Below are 21,522 nucleotides of genomic sequence, written 5' to 3'. Positions count from 1 at the left end.
CTTTCTCTTTTCAATTTTCAGATTAACGTGGGCCACCGAAGCCTCCGCCGCCACCACCCATACGCATGCCTGGCATACCCATTGGTTGTTGTGGAGCAGCTGGAGCCGCATCGCCTTCGCCTTTCGTATCGTCGTTATTCACTGATTTCTTTTTCTTCGTAGGACCAAAGCTCATTTTACCGATGCGGTAAGAGAAGTTGATCTTAAAGTTCATGTTGCGTAAGGTATTCTCACTCACCTGATTAATGGTAGGAGTTTTCGTTTCGCTGCGAATAACAAAACCATTTGGAGTGAAGAAATTCTCCGCACCGAATCCAATACTTCCCTTTTTATTCTTAAAGTCTTTCTTAAAGCTTAAACTATAAATTCCAAAGCCTCCTTGAGATCCCTGTAATTGAATTTGATTCACCCGGTAAAAGGAGAAAATTTGCGCTCCCCAGCCATTTCCGATGTTATAGTTACCAAAAACACGGAAGTTCTTTTGCAAGCCTTCATTCTTCGCATTCAATAATGGATCAGCTACATTGTTCGCTAATACCAAGTAAGAAAGATCACCGCCACCACCAATCATCAACTTGTTAGAAAGGTTCACATTCAAGTTCACATTCATTCCATAAGCATCTTCATTACCGATATTTCTAGACGTTGTTTTTACCGTATCGCCAAACACCTCTCTAATTTGATTAATCGCACCCGTCGTATTGCGAACAAAGAAGGAAGTAGAAATATAGGTTTGTTTCACAAATTTACTGTACGAAACCTCGTAGTTATTCGTGTATTCCGGCGCTAAGTTCGGGTTACCCGTCGAGATATTTAAAGGGTTCGTTGCATTCACGTTTGGATTCAAATTTTGAATTCCTGGACGTTGAATACGGCGATTATAACTAAATCTCCAAGTACCTGACTTAAATGTTTTAGACATATTGAAACTCGGAACTAACACACCATACGCTGGGATTACCGTATTTTGACCTTCTTTCTTTAAGAAACTAGCCGAAATATCCGTGTATTCATATCTCGCACCCGTCTTAATACTCCATTTATTCTTAGTGGTTAATGTGTAAGAACCATACGTGCTATAGATATTCTGATTGTAATCAAACACGTTAGATGGCAAGATAGCCGAGTTCACTTGCGTATAAATTCCTCCTGAAGTGCCTGTAAATGACTTGTAATCCGATGTCACATTACGAAGAATTCCTTTACCTCCAAACTCCAATAATTGATTCTTGCCTAGGGGTGTTTGGTAATCCATTTGGAACGTAGCCTCCTCGTTATACGACGTATTCTCATTCTTAATCGAGCTCATAATTTCGCTCATCGTCGACTTAGGATTTAAAATCAAATTATAGAAGTCATTCGCGCGGTTATTGCGGCTGTACATCGATAAAATGGAGAACTCGCGCTGTGCTTTTTCGAACGTATGCGTGTAGTCAATATTCACGTCCACGTTAGCTGATTCATCTAAGGAATTCGTATTACGTAGAGAGGAAACCACTCCATTTCTGATTTGTTGCAACCCATCTTGCCAGTTGTTACCGTTGCGAAGACCGAAACGTACACTAGAAGTAATCGAATTAAACTTGTTTATATCCCAATCAAAACCTAATTGGTAGTTACCAAATAAACCCTCCCGACGTGATTCTGCGGTTTGAACGTTAGTGGTCTGCAAGCCATTATTGGTAGTGATTTGTGTACTCTCAAACTTTCCGTTCACATTGTATTCTGAACGACCAAAACCACCTAAAGATAAGCCCCAATTCTTGTTTCTAAAATTTCCGTTCAAAGATAAATTAGATCCACGAACTCCAGCTGAAGAGTCAAAAGACAAGGTCAAACCTTGCAGGGTGTTTTTCTTCGTCACAATGTTAATGATACCCGCTGATCCTTCCGCATCGTACTTAGCAGATGGAGAAGTAATTACCTCCACTGTTTTGATCATATCTGCTGGAATTTGACGTAAGGCATCCGCAATATTAGAGGCCATAATCGTAGATGGCTTGTTGTTAATCAAGACCCTCACACTCGTAGAACCACGTAACGAGGGATTTCCATCTAAATCCACTGATAACATCGGAACCTTTTTCAAGACATCCGTTGCATCGCCCCCTCTATTAGAGGCATCTTTTTCTGCATTGTAAACGGTACGATCTACGCGCTCCTCAATGAGTGCCCGTTGACCTTCCACCGTCACTTCAGAAAGCATTTTAGAACTTGGTTGTAATTTAATAACCCCTAAATCGTGGTCATCATTCTTATCCGAAACGGTTACTAAAACCGTTTTACTTTCATAACCGATGAAGGAAGCTACGATTTTATAAGATCCCACCGCGACTTTGTTCAACGTAAATTTACCGACGCCGTCTGCCACGGTACCATCTACTGGTTTATTTGTTTTTGTATTGATGAGGGCCAAAGTGGCGAATTCCACTGGCTTGGAATCGGTTGAATCTAATAAGAATCCGATAATTTTTGCACTTCCTTTAGGCGCGGCTTGAGCCGTTCCAGGAATCACTGCTTCTTTCTTAGGCGTTGCACCAAAACCGCCCATTCCACCAGGAATCTGGGAAATACCGGCAAATGATAAACTCATTAGGGCGAATAGCGTAATTAATTTTTTCATTGTTTGTTGTTTAAACATCTTCATTTAACGAATGCAAAATTTGTACATTCTATCTAAAGGTCTTCTTTTTTGCGACCAAAAAGGGTAATTTGTAGTCCAATATGACATTCTCGATCCAGACTTCTCGGCTTACTTTAATCCCGCTAACGAACCAGCATTTGCAAGTTTGGCATCAATTAGGGCGCAAAGATCTGGAAAAAACACTAGATCTACAGCCTAACCGCTGGGAAATGGAATTGTTCTACGAACAAGAAACCCAGCAGGCTTTACGCGATTATTGGATTCCTCAGACAAGTAAATTTCCTTTGGACTACTATTGGTACACAAATTGGGAAATAATTCTTAGCGCCACGTCCTGCTCTGTGGGGGGAATTGGTTTTGCGGGGTTGCCAGATGATCAGGGAAGCACAGAGATTGGTTATGCGCTAGATCAGAAATACAGAGGACAAGGAATTGCCACCGAAGCGGTCAAGGCCTTGAGTGAATGGGCTTTTCAAGACACTGGCTTACAGATCATACGCGCAGAAACACCGGTGGACAACGCGGCATCGCAACGGGTTTTGGAGAAAAACCGCTTCCAAAAAACAGGGGAGAAAACACTGGCGCTCGAAAACCCCATGCAAGTTTTCACCTGGGAACGCCTTCGATACTGATCTTTTTCAGTAATTTTACTGAATTGCCAATGTTAGACAGCTAAACGCATGCAAAATTTCACTTCGGTTAAAGACGCTTACAATATTCAAAACTTAGTCAATGAGGCTTTGTTAATGAAGAAAACCCCGTATGCGGACAAGCACATTGGGAAAAACCGGACGCTCGGTTTATTATTCTTCAACTCCAGTCTTCGGACGCGCCTTTCCACCCAAAAAGCAGCCCAAAACCTCGGAATGGAGGTAATGATTATGAATGTGGGGGCAGATTCATGGCAATTAGAAATGAACGAAGGCGTCATCATGAATGGCGATAAGGCAGAACACATCTCAGAGGCTGCCGCTGTGGTAGGTTCGTATTGCGATATCGTGGGTGTTCGAAGTTTTCCTGGTTTAGTGGACCGGGAGCTCGATTACAGCGAACAAGTATTAAACCAATTTTTAAAATATACCGGACGTCCATTCCTTAGTTTGGAATCGGCTACCCGCCATCCCTTACAGTCCTTGACTGACTTAATTACGATTAACGAATTCAAGACCGTAGAGCGCCCTAAAGTGGTGTTAACCTGGGCTCCGCACGTCAAGGCTTTACCCCAATGTGTGCCAAATTCTTTCTCCGAATGGATGAATCGAGCAGACGTGGATTTTACGATTGCACATCCTAAAGGCTATGAATTAGCCCCTGAATTCGCTGGAAATGCGAAGATTTGCTACGATCCTAAAGAGGCGTATGAGGGTGCAGATTTTATTTATGCTAAAAACTGGTCATCCTACCAAGACTACGGAAAAATACTTTCTTCCGATCCAGCTTGGATGGTGGATGCTGCGAAAATGAGCCTAACAAACAATGCGAAATTTATGCACTGCCTTCCCGTTAGACGGAATCTAGTGGTTGCAGACGAGGTCATTGATTCCCCTAATTCGATTGTGATTCAACAAGCGGGAAACCGGGTTTGGGCGGCGCAGGCCGTATTAAAAGAAATGATTTTAACCCTCATGAGAACGGAAAGCCCGTATTTATTCTAATGTCTTCTAAACCCACCCTTCAAGTAGTTAAAATAGGCGGAAATGTCATCGACAATCCAACCGCCCTCGCTAGCTTTTTGCAGGACTTTGCTTCTCTGACTGGCCCTAAATTGCTGGTGCACGGAGGTGGTAAGATTGCCACTCAAATGGCAGCTTCGATGGGAATCGAAAGTCAAATGATTGAGGGTAGACGTGTAACAGACGAAGAAAGCCTTCGCATTGTGACCATGGTCTATGCGGGTTGGATTAATAAATCGATTGTGGCCGAATTGCAAGGATTATCTTGTAATGCTTTGGGATTAACAGGGCCAGATGGTAGGATCGTACTATCGAAGAAAAGAGCCGCGACACCCATCGATTATGGTTTTGTAGGAGATATCGTAAAAGTGAATGCTGAATCGCTTTCCGGATTAGTGCAAGCCGGTTTTTCTCCTGTATTTGCGCCTATTACGGCAGATGCTGCAGGTCAACTATTGAATACGAATGCGGATACGATGGCACAGGCTTTGGCCATAGCCCTCAGCTCGTCATACGACGTTACCTTAACGTATTGCTTTGAAAAGAATGGCGTCTTATTGGACCCCAATGACGATGATTCAGTCATTAGCTCCATCCATCCAGCCTCCTTCATAGAATTAAAAGAGAAAGGAATTGTCTCTGCGGGGATGATCCCGAAATTAGAGAATGCCCTAAAGGCCATCTCAGCAGGCGTTTCCGTGGTCAGATTATGCCACGCGGATAACTTGCAGAAAACCGAAATAGGAACGAAAATTAGTGCCTAACATGTACCAAGAAAGTCAATTTCTAGCCGCGAAAGACCTATTAGCTCAGCTAATAGCTTGCCCATCCATGAGTAAGGAGGAGCAAGGGACGGCGCAGATTTTGGTGGACTTTTTCATGGCGCAGGGCATTCAACCAAATCGCTTAGGAAATAATGTGTGGGCAACTAATTTGCATTTCGATGCGTCTAAGCCTACCATTCTACTGAATTCCCACCACGACACCGTAAAGGCGAATGCTTCCTGGACCTTTGATCCCTTCAAAGCGACAGAACAAGAGGGGAAATTGATCGGTTTAGGTTCGAATGATGCAGGCGCTAGTTTGGTTTGTTTGATGGCGACCTTTGTCTCTTTTTACGCTGCTGAAAATTTGGGCTTTAACTTAGTTGTTGCCGCCACCGCTGAGGAAGAAATATCGGGAACGGGTGGAATTGAAGCCCTTTTGAAATCAGGGGATTTACCTCGCATCGATTTTGCGATCGTGGGCGAACCCACGGATTGCGCGATGGCGATTGCGGAAAAAGGCCTGATGGTCGTAGATGCGAAAGTAAAAGGCATTGCGGGCCACGCGGCGAGAAATGAGGGAGTGAATGCCATTTACTTGGCTTTGGAAGATATCCAACACATCCAAAATCATTCTTTCCAGAAGGTCTCTGATTTATTAGGACCGGTAAAAACAACAGTAACCGTCATCAACGCAGGTAAACAACATAACGTGGTTCCAGATACTTGCGATTACGTGATCGATTGCCGGGTGAATGAATGTTATTCTCTAGAAGAAGTTCTGGCAGAATTAAAAACCATCGTTCAGGCTGAATTAACACCCAGATCGATGCGTTTAAACTCCAGCAGAATGGAGGAATCACATCCACTAGTGCAAGCGGCAAAAGGTTTAGGCATCAACTTATTCGGCTCTCCTACCCTTTCTGATCAAGCTTTATTGACGATACCCTCTGTCAAAATCGGTCCCGGACACTCCGGCAGATCGCACACGGCAGATGAATATATTTTCTTGGATGAACTGAAACAGGGCATCCAAACCTATCAAAATCTCTTAATCAACCTAAGCATTTAAGATTGTGGCAAAACTTTGGCAAAAAGAAAATCAGACAACAGACGCTAAGATCGAGAAATTCACGATTGGGAATGACCCCGTGTATGACTTGCAATTAGCGCGCTATGATGTGCTGGGTTCCCTGGCTCACATCACGATGTTAGAGAAAGTCGGTTTGCTAGGTGCGGACGAATTAGCCCCTTTATGTGCTGAATTGAAAGCTATTTATGCCCAAATCGAAGCCGGCGATTTCACTATCGAAGACGGAATGGAGGATGTGCATTCCCAAATCGAGTATTTGTTAACGCAGAAATTAGGCGATCAGGGCAAGAAAATACATGCGGGACGTTCTAGAAATGACCAAGTTCTAGTGGATTTGAAATTGTTTATGCGCGCTGAAATCCAGCACATCGCTGATGCAGTGGAGCGTTTATTTGATTTATTGATTGCCAAAAGCGAAGCCCATAAAAACGATTTATTACCTGGTTACACGCACTTGCAGATTGCGATGCCTTCGTCTTTCGGACTTTGGTTCGGAGCTTATGCAGAAAGCCTGGTAGAAGATATTGAGTTATTAGAAGCAGCCTTTCGCCTGGCAAACAAGAACCCGCTGGGGTCTGGTGCGGGATACGGATCTTCCTTTCCTTTGGACAGAAAGTACACGACTGAATTATTAGGCTTCGAATCGCCGCACGTGAACGTCGTGAACGCACAATTATCACGTGGAAAGACCGAATTATTTGTCTTAACGGCCATCGCACAGATCGCTACGACGCTGAGCAAATTAGCGATGGATGTGTGCTTGTACAATTCCCAAAACTTCGGCTTCATCGAACTCCCTAGCTCTTTAACGACCGGAAGCTCTATCATGCCGCACAAAAAGAATCCAGACGTCGCGGAATTATTGCGTGGAAAAGCCAACAAACTGAAGGCATTACCGAATCAATTACAGTTATTAACGAGCAACTTACCGTCAGGATACCACCGGGAATTCCAATTAACAAAGGAATTGTTGATGCCGGCGATTGAGGAAATTTTGGACGGATTAGAGATCACACACTATATGGTGAGCCATCTGAAAGTGAAGAAAGACCTGTTAGTGGACTCGAAATACGATTTATTGTTCTCGGTAGAAGAGGTGAATAAATTAGTCGTGCAAGGGGTTCCCTTCAGAGAAGCCTATCAAATAGTGGGGAAAAAGATCGAGGACGGCGCTTTCGATGGCAGCACGCGCGAAATTAATCACTCCCACTTAGGTAGTATTGGCAATTTAGGTTTGGCAGAAATTCAAGACCAAAAAGAGATCGCTTGGAAACGTTTCGGTTTTGAAAAAGTGAACAAAGCTATCGCTGCATTAATTTCTTAATATACTTTCCTAGAATATCGAATTCTAAATTCACCCGATCACCTACACTTAGTTGATGAAAAACGGTGTGTTCATAGGTATACGGAATGATGCAGACGGTAAAGGAATCGTCCTGCGAATCCACGACCGTTAAGCTGGTACCATTGACACAGATAGATCCTTTTTCCACCGTCACGTGACCACTACTTTTTGGATAGCTAAAGCGGTATTCCCAACTTCCATTCTGATCCGTTATTTCCGTACAAATTCCGGTTAAATCGACGTGACCTTGCACGATATGCCCATCAAAACGGGCGTTCGCGGCCATGCAACGTTCTAAGTTTACTTTTTGGCCTATCTTTAAATCACCCAAATTCGTCTTCTGCAAGGTCTCATCTATCGCCGTTACGCGGTATTGCTCTCCTTGAATCTCCACGACAGTCAGACAAACCCCGTTGTGTGCGAGTGATTGATCCACCTTTAACTCTTGCGTAAATGGACACGTGAACCAAAATTCCACATTCGTCCCTTTTGCTTCTGTCTTTACCAGCGATCCCATCGCCTCCACAATACCTGTAAACATCTGATTTATTTGCTAATTTTACGTACCCAAAATTACACCCATTCCCATGAAATTCAACAAATGGTTCCTCTTTCTGATTCCCATCATCGCAATTCTCGCCTATTTTAGCATTCCTACGGCGAAACCAGTCGAAGAAACGGGAGCAGATGTGCTGAAAATTCGCCGCGATAAAGACTCTGCCTTACAGGACGACGAGGAATCCCCCATTAAAAATAAAGCGACCTTCAAGGGTCTGAAGTACTACTCTTTCAACAAAGATTATATCGTCGATTTCGTCTTAGAAAAAGCGGAGAAAGCGAAAACTGTAGAATTAAAAATGACGGATGGGACGACGGAGAAATTAATTTTATTCGGAAAGATAAAAGGGGAAATCGGAGGATTCAGTATTTCTTTAACCTTGTATCAACATGATAATGGGGAATTCTTCCTACCCTTTAAAGACAAAACCGCCCCCACAGAAACCTATGGAGGCGGGCGTTTTTTAGATTTACCCCTAACAAATGTAAAAAACAATCGATTGCGGGTGGACTTTAATCTAGCATACAATCCTTATTGTGCATACAACGAAGACTTCGCTTGTCCCATTCCTCCCGCTGAAAACACCCTCCCGATTCGCATCGAGGCAGGTGAAAAACGTTTTAATTAACTTCGTGTAGCGAAGCTGCACCAGACAAATCTTTCGAAATAATCGGACGGCCCTTGTATTTTACGTGAGAAGCACCAGAGGCGTCTACTTTCAAAGACTTCTGTACTTGTACGGAAGCGCTACTGGCTCCAGAGGCTTCTATATCTGCATGACGTGATAAGAATTCCAAAGCCTTCAAGTGGCTTGCACCCGAAGCATCTACCTTTAAATAATCGGATTGCCCAGTGATTCTACAATCAGATGCACCACTTAATTCAATCCGTAATTTATCTGTTCTTAGACCTTCAGCGAATCCTTTAGCAGCTCCAGAAAACAACAAGCGCATTTCCTCTTCGTTAGTAAAGCCTTGCAAGTCAACCTTGCAAGCACCGGTGAATTCACCGCTTTCTAGGCGTGGCAGGGTGATGTTTACGATAACTCTAGCACGGCTATTATTCCAACTCCAATTCCAACCCTCCTCATACCCTATTTCTAATTTTCCAGCAGAGGTATTTACCTCTACGTCTTCGATATCTTTTTCTCGTCCTGTAATGGAAACAGCATACGTATTCCCTTTGTGAACATGTACTTCGAAGGCACTCCCTAACTCGATGGATTTGAAATTAGCTACTTTGAATTTTTTGGTAACTACCGCAGGATCTGCGAAGGAACTAAAAACGACTAAAAAGGCGGCGAATAAAGACAAGATTTTTTTCATAGATTTTTTAATTTGTTGCTAGATGCTGACGTTTTAAAAAAGGTTGCATGTTATTTTATCACATTCCATTTATAACTCACTCCACTGCTCATTTTGTTTGAGAATTTCGAACTCTCATATTTCTTACCTTGTACCATTTTAGAGACATTTACCTCTATTGAAGCATACTTATCAATGGCAACAAAGGCTTTCTCTACCGAAAAATCTCCCGCATTTAATTCCGCAGAATCAAATACACTCGCGTTCAATTGATCTCCACCACCTTTCAAGGAAAGGGAGTGAAAGCCTCGTAAAATCACATCCATTTTAGCCGAAGTAAAACCTTCCATTTCAGTGCTCGCATTGCCACCTAATTCCACTTTAGTCAATTCAGGTACGACAATTTCCACCTGAATCCCTGGCTGAATTTTATCCAATACTAACACATTGTTCTCTACGTGAGCGGAGCTCTCTAAAGCTTGATTACCTCGGTAAGTAATTTTAGGAAGATCTCCTCTGGTGATTTTGATCTGAGAAGATTCGGTGTTTAAACCCGAAATAGAGCTGAAATTAACTAAGTCTTTTGTGATCGTAAATCCAATCTTTTCGTCTGAAAAATCCTCATTATTCGATTCTTCGTCGTTGTGAGGGGTTCTATTTAAACAGATCAAACCCTTGTCTGCAGAGAAGGTCCAAAGCGACCCAATGAACAAATCCTGACCCTCTTCGTGAAAGTAGCCTGATTCTAATACATTGTCCATGTAGTAAGCGAAATCACGTGTCATGCTAAACGATTTGCCATAGGGAATCATAATCTTCACCTTTAGACGTTGCGCACGAAATTTGGAATTTCGTAGACCAAAATGGGTATCAAAACGAAGATCTTTGCCCTTTTGAAGGTAATTGTACTGAATCATTTTGGCATTCGTCTCCGCCTCTTTCCGCGTCAAACCCTGCGATTTTGCATAGGTAATTACCTGAATGGTCTTCCCATCATAGCCTTCAACTTCAATATTCGTACGATTAAAACGCTCCTCGTTGTAATCGTGGTTATCCTCATCCTCCTCAAAATCAAAGGTAAATTCTTCGACTTTTTCCCCCAGCATCATTTGCCAGATTGTCTCGTTGTCTTTTTTGTCGATATCTAACACATAAGTCGTCGAATCGGAAACCGCAATTTCTTTCATCTGATTGTAAGAGGCTGAACGTTGGAAATTACGTCCTACAAAGGGAACCGCAGCAAATAATCCGATCCATCCCACGATGACCATGGTTGTGGAAACAATCTTATAGGTCTTATTATAGAATTTACGATTCGCTAACAAGGAAATACCTGCGATGACAATCGAAACAAACATCGGTAAGAAGGCCAAAACCAAAGCCGGCACCGTCCAGAATGGGAAGTCTTTCGCGATTAAATAAAGTGGTAAAGGACCCATATGAACAAGCTGCCCTTGATCAATTCCGGTAAATCCAAGCGTACACAAAGCTCCTATGACGATAATAAACGCAATACCCAAGATCAATAAGATGACCCCTAATACTATCTGAACGAACCAGCGAATGACGTTTAGAGGCCCTTTTAAAGCAGAGAAAACCGTGGCAAAAATGCGGAAAGGGAACAATAATACTTTAGTAATGGTCTTTTCCTCCGTCTCATCTGGCTGAATGCTATTCTTAATATTGTTCTCAATATTTTCCAAGGTGATAGGCTCACCTGTCATTTCCATCTTATCCTTCATCGTCTTAGCCTCTGGCGTAATCGCTAAGATTACGATATAAGCAATGACACCTGAGCCAAATAGCCCCACAGACAAAACCGCTAATACACGCAATAATCCTACGTCCCAACCCGTGTAAGCGGCAATACCAGCCATCACTCCTCCGATCACTTTTTTCTCTGGATCGCGGTAAAATTTGCGATATGATTTATCATCATCTGGATTCATTTCACCCGGAATGGCCGCCCAAATAATAATGTAGGCCCAGAAAACAATATTTCCTACATGGAATAAAGGGAAACTCGCGCTCAATAAGGCTAATAAGATCAATCGAACCCAAGTCACATCTACTTCAAAATAACGAGCGATACCAGCCGCTACCCCACCTAATTTCTTACGAGTGATGTCACGACGGAAAATTTTAGGAGCACCTTCTGTTTTAGGAGCGGTATATCCCTCCTTCTTATCTTCCTCCTCTTCCACTTGCTTGAAATCAGCAATGGTTCCTAAAGAAGCGATTAAAGCATCCACGTGCTCCTGCGAAATAGCTTCCGTTTTTTCCGTTTCTCTGATGTTCCAAAATTTCTCTGCAATACTCGATTCGATATCCGCAATAATCTCTTTCGAACCTTCGAAAGACGCGAAATAAGCGTGAATGGATTTTAAATAGGTATCTAAAGTAGCATAGGCATCCTCTTCGATGTGGAAGACAAATCCTGCGATATTAATTGATAAAGTCTTTTTCATATGGGGTATGGGTTAAGCCTGCGGAGAAGCGTTAGAGATTTGATTAACGGATGCTTGTAATTCATCCCAAGTCAAGGACATTTCTGTTAAGAACTCTTGTCCTTTTTCTGTTAATAAATAATATTTTCTAGGCGGCCCTGACACTGATTCTACCCAGCGATAGTCTAAAAAACCCGCATTTTTCAGGCGGGTTAATAAAGGGTACAAAGTTCCCTCCACTACCATAATTTTAGCGGAAGTTAATTCAGATAACATGGTCGAAGCATAAACCTCGCCCTTTGAGATAATTTTTAGAATACAGAATTCCAGTATTCCTTTTCTCATTTGCACCTTGGCATTTTCAATATCCATCGGTTGTTTGTTTAATTTGATGATGCAAATATAGACAAGGTACTATGCAATACAAAGTACCTTAGAAAATTTATTTGTGAATTTGGATAAACGGTAGGTAATTTGTGATAAACGTACCCTTTTGAGGGTAAGAAACGAATGATGTTTAAAGATTTTTCCTTGCCCTTAGCCTTTTACAACCGAGATACTTGGTTGAAAGTCGCCTTTTTCGCGGTCAGCGTGGTGATGGCAGGATTCTCCCTCTACTTTACCGATGGATTAGTGACGAAGCTAGAGGAGCGGGAAAAACAGCAAATTGAATTATATGCGGAAACGATTCGCTATGCGCTGACGAGTGATAATAACGCAGATATCAATTTCTTTTTCGAGCGAATTAAGAAAATCAATGAGAATAATACGATTCCCGTGATTTGGAAAGATGGTTCTGGCCATTTGAATTCGATTAATATTCCCATTCAAGAAAGTTTACCTACCGAACAAAAACAAGAAATCTTACAGCAAAAACTGTTAGAAATTGTGGCAGAGAACAACAAACCCATCGAAATGGATATGGGTTTCCAGAAAGAGTACATCTATTATGGGAATTCTAAATTGTTGAAATTATTGCGTTATTATCCTTTATCGCAATTATTAGTGGTTTTGATTATTGGTTTCCTCGGCTACATATTTCTTTCGTATTCGCGGAGGGCGGAGCAGAACCGGGTTTGGGTGGGTTTAGCGAAAGAAACGGCTCATCAGTTAGGCACCCCGCTTTCTTCGTTGACAGCCTGGGTCGAATTATTGCGCAATGAGCCTCATATCAATCCCGATATCGTAGTCGAATTATCGAAAGATATTCAACGCTTAGAAACGATTACGACACGTTTTTCGAATATTGGATCCACTCCAGTGCTAAAGCTAGAAGACATTGAAGCGGTCATTCAAAGCTTTATCAGCTACCTAAAAATTCGTATTTCGTCCAAAGTAACCATCGAAATACATTCCTCCTTAGCAGCGAATCAAACCGCTAATCTCAATAAATACCTATTTGAATGGGTCATTGAGAATATCTGTAAGAATGGAGTGGATGCGATGGGAGGTCACGGACAATTACGGATAGAGTTAAAAGAAGGAAAGAATAATGTCATCCATATTGACATCTCAGATACGGGAAAAGGTATTTTACCGAGTAATACCTCCAAAATCTTCTCCCCAGGCTTTTCTACTAAAAAGCGCGGTTGGGGATTAGGCTTAACTTTGGCAAAACGGATCATCGAAAATTACCACCAAGGTAAACTGATCTTGAAGGCTACCGAAATTAACAAAGGTTCTACCTTCCGCATTACCCTTCCTAAACCTGCCTAGATGACTGATCCTAATATCGTTTTTGGTTCTGCCTTATGTGTTATTGCGATCGGCTATGCCCTGAAAAGTGCGGGATTTATTCAGGAACACGACGGAAAATCCTTGTCGAAATTCCTTATGCATACGACTTTCCCTGCCTTGGTATTTTCGACCATGATTCGGGTAAACATAACCTGGGACCTCATCTACCTACCCTTGATTGCGATGTTTTTCGGGATGTTTTTATCCTTCTCTGCCTTTCATCTGTTTAAAAACACCGAGCCTGAAAACCGGGGTGTGATGACCCTGGGGAGTGCCGGATTTAACCTGGGCATCTTTGCTTATCCCTTAATTGAGGGGATTTTTGGAATTCAAGGGTTGACCTATGCTATTATGTTTGACCTAGGCAATTCAGTGGTGAACTTCTTCGTGAATTACGGGATGGGCAATTATTTTAGTCGAGGGCCAAAGAAAGACAACATTGCTGCTCATATTTTCAAACGGATTATTTCCCTGCCTCCCTTGCAGGCGATGGTATTAGGTGTGGTGGTAAACGTGCTTCAGATAAAATTTCCCGTTTTTGCGCTAGATATCATTTCTACGATAGCCTCCGGAAATAAGCCTATTGTGTTGCTTCTAATGGGTATTTATTTCAGTGTGCGCCTATCTAAAAAATCATATTACCGCGTATTTCAAGTGTTAAGTTTACGTTATGCAATGGGATTTTTAGTGGGGGGTATCTGTTTTTATTGGCTGCCCTTTGACCTCGGTTTTCGCAACCTATTAATGCTCTGCCTCATTTTACCCGTGGGAATGACTGTCATCACGTATTCAGATGAATTAAACTTAAATACGCCCCTTGCTGCCTCGCTTGTAAACATTTCCTTAGTCATCAGCTTTGCGATTATGTGGATCATGGTGAGTGTTTTCCACATGAGCGCGATTTAAACGATTTTTTTTGGTAATTTTATGAAACATTGGCTTACTGAACTGGTTTAGTTCGTAACCAATTCGCTCAAATTATGGTAGTCCCTTACAAAAATCAGTCTAAAGGAAAAAAAGAACAAGTCGCAGACATGTTCAACTCCATCTCCCACAAATATGATTTCCTCAATCATTTATTAAGTGGGGGGATTGATATTATTTGGCGTAAAAAAGCCATCAAATTATTACAAAATAAGGGTATCAAGTCCGTTTTAGACATTGCAACCGGAACGGGAGATTTTGCCATTGAAGCCTTAAAAATCAAGCCAGAGAAGATTGTAGGAATCGACATATCAGAAGGAATGTTAGCCTTCGGTGTAGAGAAAATAATGAAATTAGGCTTAGACAATATCATAACTTTACAAAAAGGGGATTCAGAAAAAATTCCTTTTTCGGATAATAGTTTCGATGCAATCACCGTTAGTTTTGGTGTGAGAAACTATGAAACGTTAGACAAAGGCTTGAAAGAAATGTACCGCGTGTTAAAACCGGGCGGACATTGCTTGATTTTAGAGTTTTCGAATCCGAAAAGCTTTCCCATGAAGCAGCTTTATAGCTTCTATTCGAAATTTTGCCTGCCCGTTCTAGGAAAATTAATTTCCAAAGACCCCGCAGCTTACACCTACCTTCCTGAATCTGTTCAAGCTTTTCCAGATGGAGAAGATTTCTTGAAAATTTATGGGGAATGTGGTTTTATTAATACGCAATGGATCCCTATGACGGGAGGTATTTGCTCTATTTATTTAGGACATAAAAAAGCGAAAAACGCGTGAAAAAAGGTCACTTAATTGGTTTTGCTATCGCATTCTTGCTAGGCTTCACTGCCTTAGGACAAGGAAAGAAATACATTCAGTTGCACGATGAGTTTTACGACGAAAAACCGCTGCATTTTGGTTTCATGTTCGGCTTAACCTCCAGTAATTATTATGCGAATGGCTTCCCAAGTGTTCTTGTCAATGACGTAACGGGGGAACCGCTATCGCTTAGCTCACCTCGTAGCTTCGGATTTCAGATCGGAGGAATCGTTAATTATGCACTTAGTAAGCACGTAGAAGTGAAATCAGGCCTAAACATCGCCTTGTACGATCGTCAAATTCAATTCGCAAACGAAGAGTTGATTTCGAGAGAATCTACTTGGTTAGAAATTCCCATGTTATTAAAGTTCCGTTCAGTTCGTCGCCAAAATCACCGTATGTACTTAATCTCAGGTCTAAAATTAGGCTTAGAGGCGAACGTCAAGAAAAAGAATACAGCCGTTACGGCTAATACTTCCGAACTCTCGTTAGAATATGGAATTGGGTTCGAACGCTTCTACCGTTTCTTCAAATTTTCCCCAGAGATTCGTATCTCTCACGGATTGAATAACCTATTTGTACCGCCAGGAACAACCAATAGCTATTCAAAATTGAGTCAATTGAATTCGCACACGATTAGCTTAATCTTCAATTTCGAGTAATTACTTCAACCCTGTTTTTGCTTTCTTAGGATCTACTACCGTTTCGAATGCGCTCACAGCGGAAACTCCGAACCAGCCTGTTCCTTGTAATTTCGAGGCAGGATTCGTGTTCTTGATATTGGTAGGGATATTAGCTGCAGGACGAGAAAACAGACCCGCATTATTGAGCTCTAATCGAGCTTGTGAGTAAAAATTAAATTCATCCTCTGAAATTGACCAAATTTCCACCCGAATTTTATCATTTTCCTGGTACAGGGAAGGAGAAATAGAACGGCGTAAGGGTAAGATAAACATAAGTCCATCCGTCATAGCTCCTTTTTGAAAACCGGCGTCATACGCTAGCGTTAAATTGATGGGGTCATTAAATAGTACGCCGTTTCGGTAAGTCTTCACCCGATAACAATCTCCCGCACCTAGTATATCTCGTGCATAAAACTGCGCATCATACCCATTTTTAGGTTGTCCATCCGCTGCCTGTCGATTAGATGCCTCATCGTATTGATATAAAACAGAATCAATAGCTGGAACCCGATTCATTTTAGCTTTCGCGGTAATTATTTCATTCTGCCACTTCACCTGTAAGGTAAAGGTGGTTCCTACTTTCCCGATGCTAGGCTGTTGCGGCGTGGGCTCCCAGCTATACAGACCACTAGCCGCTACTTTTTCGGTAAACATAAACTGATTACCTAGACTATCTGATACAGAAACCTGAGCTCCTGAAAGTTTAGGCGCAGCCGTTTGGTCAAAATAATCCTGAGAACGAGACAAAATAATTTGTTGAGCTTTGTTCTGATTCGTCAAGTTCGCCTCTACCACGATGTAGTGATCCGAGGCTGGACTAGGTAAAGTAACCACTTCTTCGCAAGAAGATAAGGCCACAAGAAGTAAGAATAAATAGATCGGCTTCATCTTAAAAGGAGAAATTATAGGTGATGGCTGGAACAAAGGAGCCGATGATAGATAGTTGAACGGCCTCTGTTTGGACTGAATTATCTTCATTAGGTCGCGTGTAAATGGAGAAAGGATTTTTCCGGTTGTATACATTATACACGGAGAATACCCACTCTGAACTTCCTTTCCCAAACAAAGCTTTCTTATTTTTCTTCGTAGCCGAGATATCCAAGCGATGGTAATCAGGCACCCGAATATTTCCCCGCGTACCTGGAACCGTTTGTGGATAGGCGATTCCATCAAAAATGTATTTTTGGGAAGGTACCGTGTACGGAACTCCCGTGATGTAGGCGAAATTAGCCCCAAATGACCATTTGTCAGATAGCGAATATTGACCCACTAAATTCAAAGTATGTGTTCGATCGTAGCGATTCGCGTACCACTCATTGTTATTTAAGCCTTCTATTTTACGTTCCGTTCTAGCCAGGGTATAACTTGCCCAACCCGTCAGTTTGCCCACATTCTTCTTTAAGAAGAATTCAATTCCATAGGCACGCCCCTTTCCGAAAAGCAAATCTTTTTCAAAATAGGGATTCAAGAAGAGATTCGCCCGATCCGCATAATCGATTTGATTTTGCATATCCTTGTAATAGATCTCAATGGAAGATTCGTAATTATTTCCATCTGGGCCAAAATTCTTAAACAAACCCAAAGCCACCTGATCTACTATCTGAGGTTTAATGTTATTGGTGGAAGACGTCCACACATCTAATGGTGTAGAAGCAGCCGTATTCGACATTAAGTGAATGTACTGCACGAGGCGATTATAACTTAATTTTAAGGAAGATGATTCATTAGCCGTCACATTTAAGGCAAATCGTGGTTCCCAATTACCATAGGAAGCAACAACTGCATTCGGGTCTGTTTGGTTAATTTTTAACACATAACCGGATGGATTTTCCGTGCTCTCAGGTACCGGAATTCGATCATAATATTCTCCATTCAAACTCTTATAGTCATAATGAGAGTAACGTACTCCGTATTGAATGGTCAAGCGGGAATTAATTTTCCAATCGTGACCCACATAGGCTGAGGCCTCTACCCCTTGTTTATTTGCTTGGCCAAACTCTCTTTTCTCGCCATTCGAAGTCGCGTTCGCTTTTCCCGGAGTAAAGTCATAGGTAAGTAGTTGACCTCCAAAAGTGATGGTATTATCCGGCCTCCAATAATAGGTAAAGTCGGGCTTGATACTTAGGTTTTCGATATTTGAAGTCCATTTGAAGGCATCATTGGGACGTTTGTTTTCAATATCGGAATCTAACATGTAATCGTAATTACTATAGAATGCGGTGGCATTTAAAAACAATTTATTAGAAAAGACGTGATTCCAACGCGTGGTTAAAGTCGTATTCCCCCAATCAAAACCAAAACCTGTCCCAAACACATCACGCCCAAAATAACCTGACATAAAAACGGTGTTCTTTTGATTGATGGTATAATTAACTTTGGCCGTCAAATCATAGAAACTAAATTTCGAGTTCGCATTATTCCCTGTTAAAAAAGGTTTTGCTAAAATATCAATATAAGAACGACGCGCTGCTACAATAAAAGAAGCTTTGTCTTTCACGATAGGCGCTTCAATGGATAAGCGAGAGAAAATCGCCCCTACACCCCCATTCACTTCCAATTTCTTCGCATTTCCCTCCTTCATCTTCACATCCAAAATAGACGAGGCCCGACCACCATACATGGAAGGAATTCCGCCCTTAAATAATTTCACATCTTTTACCGCATCCGGATTAAACACCGAAAAGAAACCAAAAAGATGGGAGGAATTGTACACCGGAGCGTCATCTAATAACACTAAATTTTGATCTACTCCACCTCCACGTACATTAAACCCGGAGGCACCCTCCCCCACCGTAGAGACGCCTGGCAACAATTGAATAGCTCGAACTAAATCAACTTCTCCCAATAAGGCAGGAATTTTTCGAATCGTTTTGATATCCACCTTATTAACGGACATCTCTATTCCTCTGACATTCTCATCGTTTGCGCGCGCTTTAACGATTACTTCAGCTAATTCTTGAGAATCTGCAACTAATTCCACAGAAATCTCTTGAGATTTAGCCGCAACATCAACGGATTGCTCCCGTTTTTTAAATCCAGACGAAGAAAAAACAAGGGTATACTTACCTGCGGGAAGCGTTAAGCTATAAAAACCATAGGTGTTTGTTACATTTCCGGTCTTCAGCTCTTTCACATAGACACTCGCCCCAATGAGGCCTTCGCCACTAGAAGCTTCTTTCACGTAGCCACTAATCGTTGATTTCTGTGCATTTAATAGCCCAGATGAAAGCAGAAAAATAAGGAATAATAGTTTGCGCATCATATTAAAAACCCAAAGATACGGGAATTGTTTTTTCTAACTGTTAAATTATGATAAACGGATATTTGGGATAATTTTCAATACATCTGTAATATAATTCCGATTTGTTTTTTATATTATAATTTTCTTTACATTTGTCAAAAACCTAGCAACAATGGATTTAATAGTATTCGGGCAAATCGTAAGAGAAAAAAGAAATGCCATCGGATTAAAACAAGAAGAATTAAGCCAAAGAAGTGGCGTAGCCATCAAAACGATTCACAGCATCGAATTAGGAAAAGGCAACCCAGCCATCAAAACCATCCTTCGCATTTTCGATGCCCTCTCACTCGACCTCCTGATTGTAGCAGGCAAAAACGCAAAAAAATAAGATTATGGAACAAGAAATCAGCTTTGAACGCATTCCAACACATATTTTTTCAGACTCCGATTCAGCCTCTAAGTCTGTTGCAAAGGAAATTGCCGATTTAATTCGCAAAAATAACCAAGCTAGCAAACCCACCATTTTGGGTCTTGCGACAGGCTCCTCGCCTAAAAAAGTCTACCAGGAATTAATCAGAATTCACCGAGAAGAAGGCTTGAGTTTTAAAGATGTCATCACCTTTAATCTCGATGAATACCATCCGATGGAACCCGATTCGATCCAGAGTTATGTTCGTTTCATGAAGGAACAACTCTTTGACCATATTGATATACCGGTAACAAATTACCATTTACCAGATGGAACCTTGGCTTTAGACAAAATTCCAGAGTTTTGCCGAGACTATGAAGCAAAGATTGAGCGACTAGGTGGCTTCGATTATTATCTATTAGGTATTGGCCGCAATGGACATATTGGATTCAACGAACCTGGATCGACCATCAATTCCAAAACGCGCTTGATGACCTTAGATATTGCGACCAAAATCGATGCATCGCCTGATTTTGGAGGATTACAAAAGGTCCCTAAAAAAGCGATCACACTTGGAATCGACAGCATCATGAAGTCGAAGAAGATTGTCTTGCTCGCTTGGGGGGAACATAAAGCAGCTAGTGTGGCTAAAGCGGTGGAAGGCTCTGTTACTTCAGACATCCCCGCTTCCTACCTACAGTTACATCCGAACGCGTCCTTTATTTTAGATGAGACAGCTGCTTCGATGCTTACGCGTATCAAAACCCCCTGGGTGGTCGACTCTGTCAAATGGGATCGCAATATGATCAAAAAGGCCGTAACTCACCTGTCCTTATCTCTACAAAAACCCGTTTTAAAGTTAACCTCAAAAGACTATAATGAGCATGGCTTATCCGAACTACTCTCGTTGTATGGACAGGCCTATGAAATCAACATCGAAGTATTTAACTATTTACAACATACGATTACGGGCTGGCCAGGCGGAAAACCTAATGCGGATGACACCCATCGTCCTGAACGTGCCTTTCCAGCAAAAAAGAAAGTACTCATCTTTAGCCCACACCCGGATGATGATATCATCTCCATGGGTGGAACTTTCCAACGCTTGCATGATCAAGGACACGAAGTTCATGTTGCCTATCAAACAACAGGAAACATTGCCGTAGCGGATGACGAGGCACTTCGTTTTGCCGAATTTGTCGTTGATTTCAACGAAAAATTTGAAAGTCCAAACGCGAAAGCGAACCGCATCTATAAAGAAGCCATCAAATTTTTACGTAATAAGCCAGATTCCGAAATCGATATTCCAGCCGTTAGAGAAATCAAAGGCTTGATACGTAAAGGGGAAGCGAAAAATACGTGCCGCTTTGTCGGAATTAAAAAAGAAAATGCTCACTTCCTAGAATTACCTTTTTATGAAACGGGGACCATTCGCAAAAAACCGATTGGTGAAAAGGACATCCAAATCGTCATGGATCTGATCGAAGAAATTCAACCCCACCAAATTTATGCAGCGGGGGATCTAGCTGATCCACACGGGACACACAAAGTGTGTTTGGACGCCATAATGGAGGCTGTTACACGACTGAAGCACCGCGAATATATGAAAAACTGCTGGGTATGGCTTTACAAGGGCGCCTGGGCAGAGTGGGATATTGACCAAATCGAAATGGCCGTGCCCATGTCCCCTGACCAAGTGTTCAAAAAGAGAATGGGTATATTCAAACATCAGTCCCAAAAAGATGGAGTCGTGTTCCAAGGGGATGATTCCAGGGAGTTTTGGCAACGCGCTGAAGAGAGAAACCGGGCAACGGCTTCCATCTACAACGCGCTAGGCCTAGCGGAATACGAGGCTATGGAAGCCTTCGTACGCTGGAAATTTTAATC

General features: G+C 41.9%; 19 protein-coding genes. 12 read left to right on the top strand and 7 right to left on the bottom strand.

Annotated elements, in window-relative coordinates; genetic code table 11:
• Positions 1–22: 22 nt before the first annotated feature.
• A complete protein-coding gene (locus EWU21_RS06880) occupies positions 23–2,623 on the bottom strand; it encodes a TonB-dependent receptor domain-containing protein (protein ID WP_130896080.1) in 2,601 nt (866 codons plus the stop codon).
• Positions 2,624–2,724: 101 nt separating this feature from the next.
• Here EWU21_RS06880 and EWU21_RS06875 point away from each other — a divergent pair, with 101 nt between their 5' ends.
• Genes EWU21_RS06875 through argH form a run of 5 tightly spaced genes read left to right on the top strand, consistent with a single transcriptional unit; the run spans position 2,725 to position 7,498 of the window.
• Positions 2,725–3,276 carry a GNAT family N-acetyltransferase gene (locus EWU21_RS06875; RefSeq protein WP_130896079.1) on the top strand — a complete coding sequence of 184 codons (552 nt, stop codon included), beginning with the start codon at positions 2,725–2,727 and terminating at the stop codon, positions 3,274–3,276.
• Between the two features lie 48 nt (positions 3,277–3,324).
• The gene (locus tag EWU21_RS06870; protein ID WP_130896078.1) at positions 3,325–4,299 is read left to right on the top strand and encodes an N-acetylornithine carbamoyltransferase; all 975 of its coding nucleotides are present in this window, start codon (positions 3,325–3,327) and stop codon (positions 4,297–4,299) included.
• The gene (argB, locus tag EWU21_RS06865) at positions 4,299–5,081 is read left to right on the top strand and encodes an acetylglutamate kinase (protein ID WP_130896077.1); all 783 of its coding nucleotides are present in this window, start codon (positions 4,299–4,301) and stop codon (positions 5,079–5,081) included. The genes EWU21_RS06870 and argB overlap by 1 nt, the downstream gene beginning before the upstream one ends.
• Position 5,082: 1 nt before the next feature.
• The gene (locus EWU21_RS06860; RefSeq protein WP_130896076.1) at positions 5,083–6,153 is read left to right on the top strand and encodes a M20 family metallo-hydrolase; all 1,071 of its coding nucleotides are present in this window, start codon (positions 5,083–5,085) and stop codon (positions 6,151–6,153) included.
• A 4-nt stretch (positions 6,154–6,157) separates the two neighbouring features.
• A complete protein-coding gene (gene argH, locus EWU21_RS06855; protein ID WP_130896075.1) occupies positions 6,158–7,498 on the top strand; it encodes an argininosuccinate lyase in 1,341 nt (446 codons plus the stop codon).
• On the opposite strand, the gene EWU21_RS06850 is transcribed toward argH, so the two are convergent.
• Positions 7,476–8,060, bottom strand: coding sequence for a riboflavin synthase (locus EWU21_RS06850; protein ID WP_130896074.1), 585 nt, complete (start codon positions 8,058–8,060; stop codon positions 7,476–7,478). The genes argH and EWU21_RS06850 overlap by 23 nt on opposite strands.
• 46 nt (positions 8,061–8,106) lie before the next feature.
• On the opposite strand from EWU21_RS06850, the gene EWU21_RS06845 reads away from it, so the two are divergent.
• The gene (locus EWU21_RS06845; protein ID WP_130896073.1) at positions 8,107–8,706 is read left to right on the top strand and encodes a DUF1684 domain-containing protein; all 600 of its coding nucleotides are present in this window, start codon (positions 8,107–8,109) and stop codon (positions 8,704–8,706) included.
• Here the strand turns inward: EWU21_RS06845 and EWU21_RS06840 are convergent.
• From EWU21_RS06840 to EWU21_RS06830, 3 genes are read right to left on the bottom strand one after another with little or no spacing between them, the layout of a single operon-like run.
• Positions 8,699–9,403 carry a head GIN domain-containing protein gene (locus EWU21_RS06840; protein WP_130896072.1) on the bottom strand — a complete coding sequence of 235 codons (705 nt, stop codon included), beginning with the start codon at positions 9,401–9,403 and terminating at the stop codon, positions 8,699–8,701. The two genes, EWU21_RS06845 and EWU21_RS06840, sit on opposite strands and share 8 nt — an antisense overlap.
• Positions 9,404–9,453: 50 nt before the next feature.
• Positions 9,454–11,850 carry a PspC domain-containing protein gene (locus EWU21_RS06835; RefSeq protein ID WP_130896071.1) on the bottom strand — a complete coding sequence of 799 codons (2,397 nt, stop codon included), beginning with the start codon at positions 11,848–11,850 and terminating at the stop codon, positions 9,454–9,456.
• Positions 11,851–11,862: 12 nt separating this feature from the next.
• Positions 11,863–12,201 carry a PadR family transcriptional regulator gene (locus EWU21_RS06830; protein WP_130896070.1) on the bottom strand — a complete coding sequence of 113 codons (339 nt, stop codon included), beginning with the start codon at positions 12,199–12,201 and terminating at the stop codon, positions 11,863–11,865.
• A gap of 141 nt (positions 12,202–12,342) precedes the next feature.
• Here EWU21_RS06830 and EWU21_RS06825 point away from each other — a divergent pair, with 141 nt between their 5' ends.
• From EWU21_RS06825 to porT, 4 genes are all read left to right on the top strand, one after another.
• A complete protein-coding gene (locus EWU21_RS06825; protein ID WP_130896499.1) occupies positions 12,343–13,545 on the top strand; it encodes a sensor histidine kinase in 1,203 nt (400 codons plus the stop codon).
• The gene (locus EWU21_RS06820) at positions 13,546–14,472 is read left to right on the top strand and encodes an AEC family transporter (protein ID WP_130896069.1); all 927 of its coding nucleotides are present in this window, start codon (positions 13,546–13,548) and stop codon (positions 14,470–14,472) included.
• 71 nt (positions 14,473–14,543) lie between these two features.
• On the top strand, positions 14,544–15,281 hold the full coding sequence (gene ubiE / locus EWU21_RS06815) for a bifunctional demethylmenaquinone methyltransferase/2-methoxy-6-polyprenyl-1,4-benzoquinol methylase UbiE (RefSeq protein WP_130896068.1): 738 nt from the start codon (positions 14,544–14,546) through the stop codon (positions 15,279–15,281).
• The gene (gene porT, locus EWU21_RS06810; RefSeq protein WP_130896067.1) at positions 15,278–15,964 is read left to right on the top strand and encodes a type IX secretion/gliding motility protein PorT/SprT; all 687 of its coding nucleotides are present in this window, start codon (positions 15,278–15,280) and stop codon (positions 15,962–15,964) included. Before ubiE ends, porT begins: the two co-directional genes overlap by 4 nt.
• Here porT and EWU21_RS06805 read toward each other — a convergent pair whose 3' ends face one another.
• Both EWU21_RS06805 and EWU21_RS06800 read right to left on the bottom strand, forming a co-directional pair.
• Positions 15,965–16,873: a DUF4249 domain-containing protein gene (locus tag EWU21_RS06805; RefSeq protein WP_161566437.1), complete on the bottom strand. Its 909-nt coding sequence runs from the start codon at positions 16,871–16,873 to the stop codon at positions 15,965–15,967.
• Between the two features lies 1 nt (position 16,874).
• The gene (locus EWU21_RS06800) at positions 16,875–19,247 is read right to left on the bottom strand and encodes a TonB-dependent receptor (RefSeq protein WP_130896065.1); all 2,373 of its coding nucleotides are present in this window, start codon (positions 19,245–19,247) and stop codon (positions 16,875–16,877) included.
• Positions 19,248–19,398: 151 nt separating this feature from the next.
• On the opposite strand from EWU21_RS06800, the gene EWU21_RS06795 reads away from it, so the two are divergent.
• Positions 19,399–19,614 carry a helix-turn-helix domain-containing protein gene (locus EWU21_RS06795; protein ID WP_130896064.1) on the top strand — a complete coding sequence of 72 codons (216 nt, stop codon included), beginning with the start codon at positions 19,399–19,401 and terminating at the stop codon, positions 19,612–19,614.
• A 4-nt stretch (positions 19,615–19,618) separates the two neighbouring features.
• Positions 19,619–21,520, top strand: a complete 1,902-nt coding sequence (nagB, locus tag EWU21_RS06790) for a glucosamine-6-phosphate deaminase (RefSeq protein WP_130896063.1) — start codon at positions 19,619–19,621, stop codon at positions 21,518–21,520.
• The last annotated feature ends 2 nt before the right edge of the window (positions 21,521–21,522 follow it).

Origin of the sequence: Aquirufa antheringensis, from assembly GCF_004307425.1 — a bacterium.
GTDB lineage: Bacteria > Bacteroidota > Bacteroidia > Cytophagales > Spirosomataceae > Aquirufa > Aquirufa antheringensis.
This window is presented reverse-complemented; position numbering and strand designations above follow the sequence as displayed.

Coding starts and splice junctions, on each gene's coding strand:
- EWU21_RS06880 (WP_130896080.1), bottom strand. CDS start 2,623: ATGAAAAAATTAATTACGCTATTCGCCCTAATGAGTTTATCATTTGCC.
- EWU21_RS06875 (WP_130896079.1), top strand. CDS start 2,725: ATGACATTCTCGATCCAGACTTCTCGGCTTACTTTAATCCCGCTAACG.
- EWU21_RS06870 (WP_130896078.1), top strand. CDS start 3,325: ATGCAAAATTTCACTTCGGTTAAAGACGCTTACAATATTCAAAACTTA.
- argB (WP_130896077.1), top strand. CDS start 4,299: ATGTCTTCTAAACCCACCCTTCAAGTAGTTAAAATAGGCGGAAATGTC.
- EWU21_RS06860 (WP_130896076.1), top strand. CDS start 5,083: ATGTACCAAGAAAGTCAATTTCTAGCCGCGAAAGACCTATTAGCTCAG.
- EWU21_RS06850 (WP_130896074.1), bottom strand. CDS start 8,060: ATGTTTACAGGTATTGTGGAGGCGATGGGATCGCTGGTAAAGACAGAA.
- EWU21_RS06845 (WP_130896073.1), top strand. CDS start 8,107: ATGAAATTCAACAAATGGTTCCTCTTTCTGATTCCCATCATCGCAATT.
- EWU21_RS06840 (WP_130896072.1), bottom strand. CDS start 9,403: ATGAAAAAAATCTTGTCTTTATTCGCCGCCTTTTTAGTCGTTTTTAGT.
- EWU21_RS06835 (WP_130896071.1), bottom strand. CDS start 11,850: ATGAAAAAGACTTTATCAATTAATATCGCAGGATTTGTCTTCCACATC.
- EWU21_RS06830 (WP_130896070.1), bottom strand. CDS start 12,201: ATGGATATTGAAAATGCCAAGGTGCAAATGAGAAAAGGAATACTGGAA.
- EWU21_RS06825 (WP_130896499.1), top strand. CDS start 12,343: ATGTTTAAAGATTTTTCCTTGCCCTTAGCCTTTTACAACCGAGATACT.
- EWU21_RS06820 (WP_130896069.1), top strand. CDS start 13,546: ATGACTGATCCTAATATCGTTTTTGGTTCTGCCTTATGTGTTATTGCG.
- EWU21_RS06805 (WP_161566437.1), bottom strand. CDS start 16,873: ATGAAGCCGATCTATTTATTCTTACTTCTTGTGGCCTTATCTTCTTGC.
- EWU21_RS06800 (WP_130896065.1), bottom strand. CDS start 19,247: ATGATGCGCAAACTATTATTCCTTATTTTTCTGCTTTCATCTGGGCTA.
- EWU21_RS06795 (WP_130896064.1), top strand. CDS start 19,399: ATGGATTTAATAGTATTCGGGCAAATCGTAAGAGAAAAAAGAAATGCC.
- nagB (WP_130896063.1), top strand. CDS start 19,619: ATGGAACAAGAAATCAGCTTTGAACGCATTCCAACACATATTTTTTCA.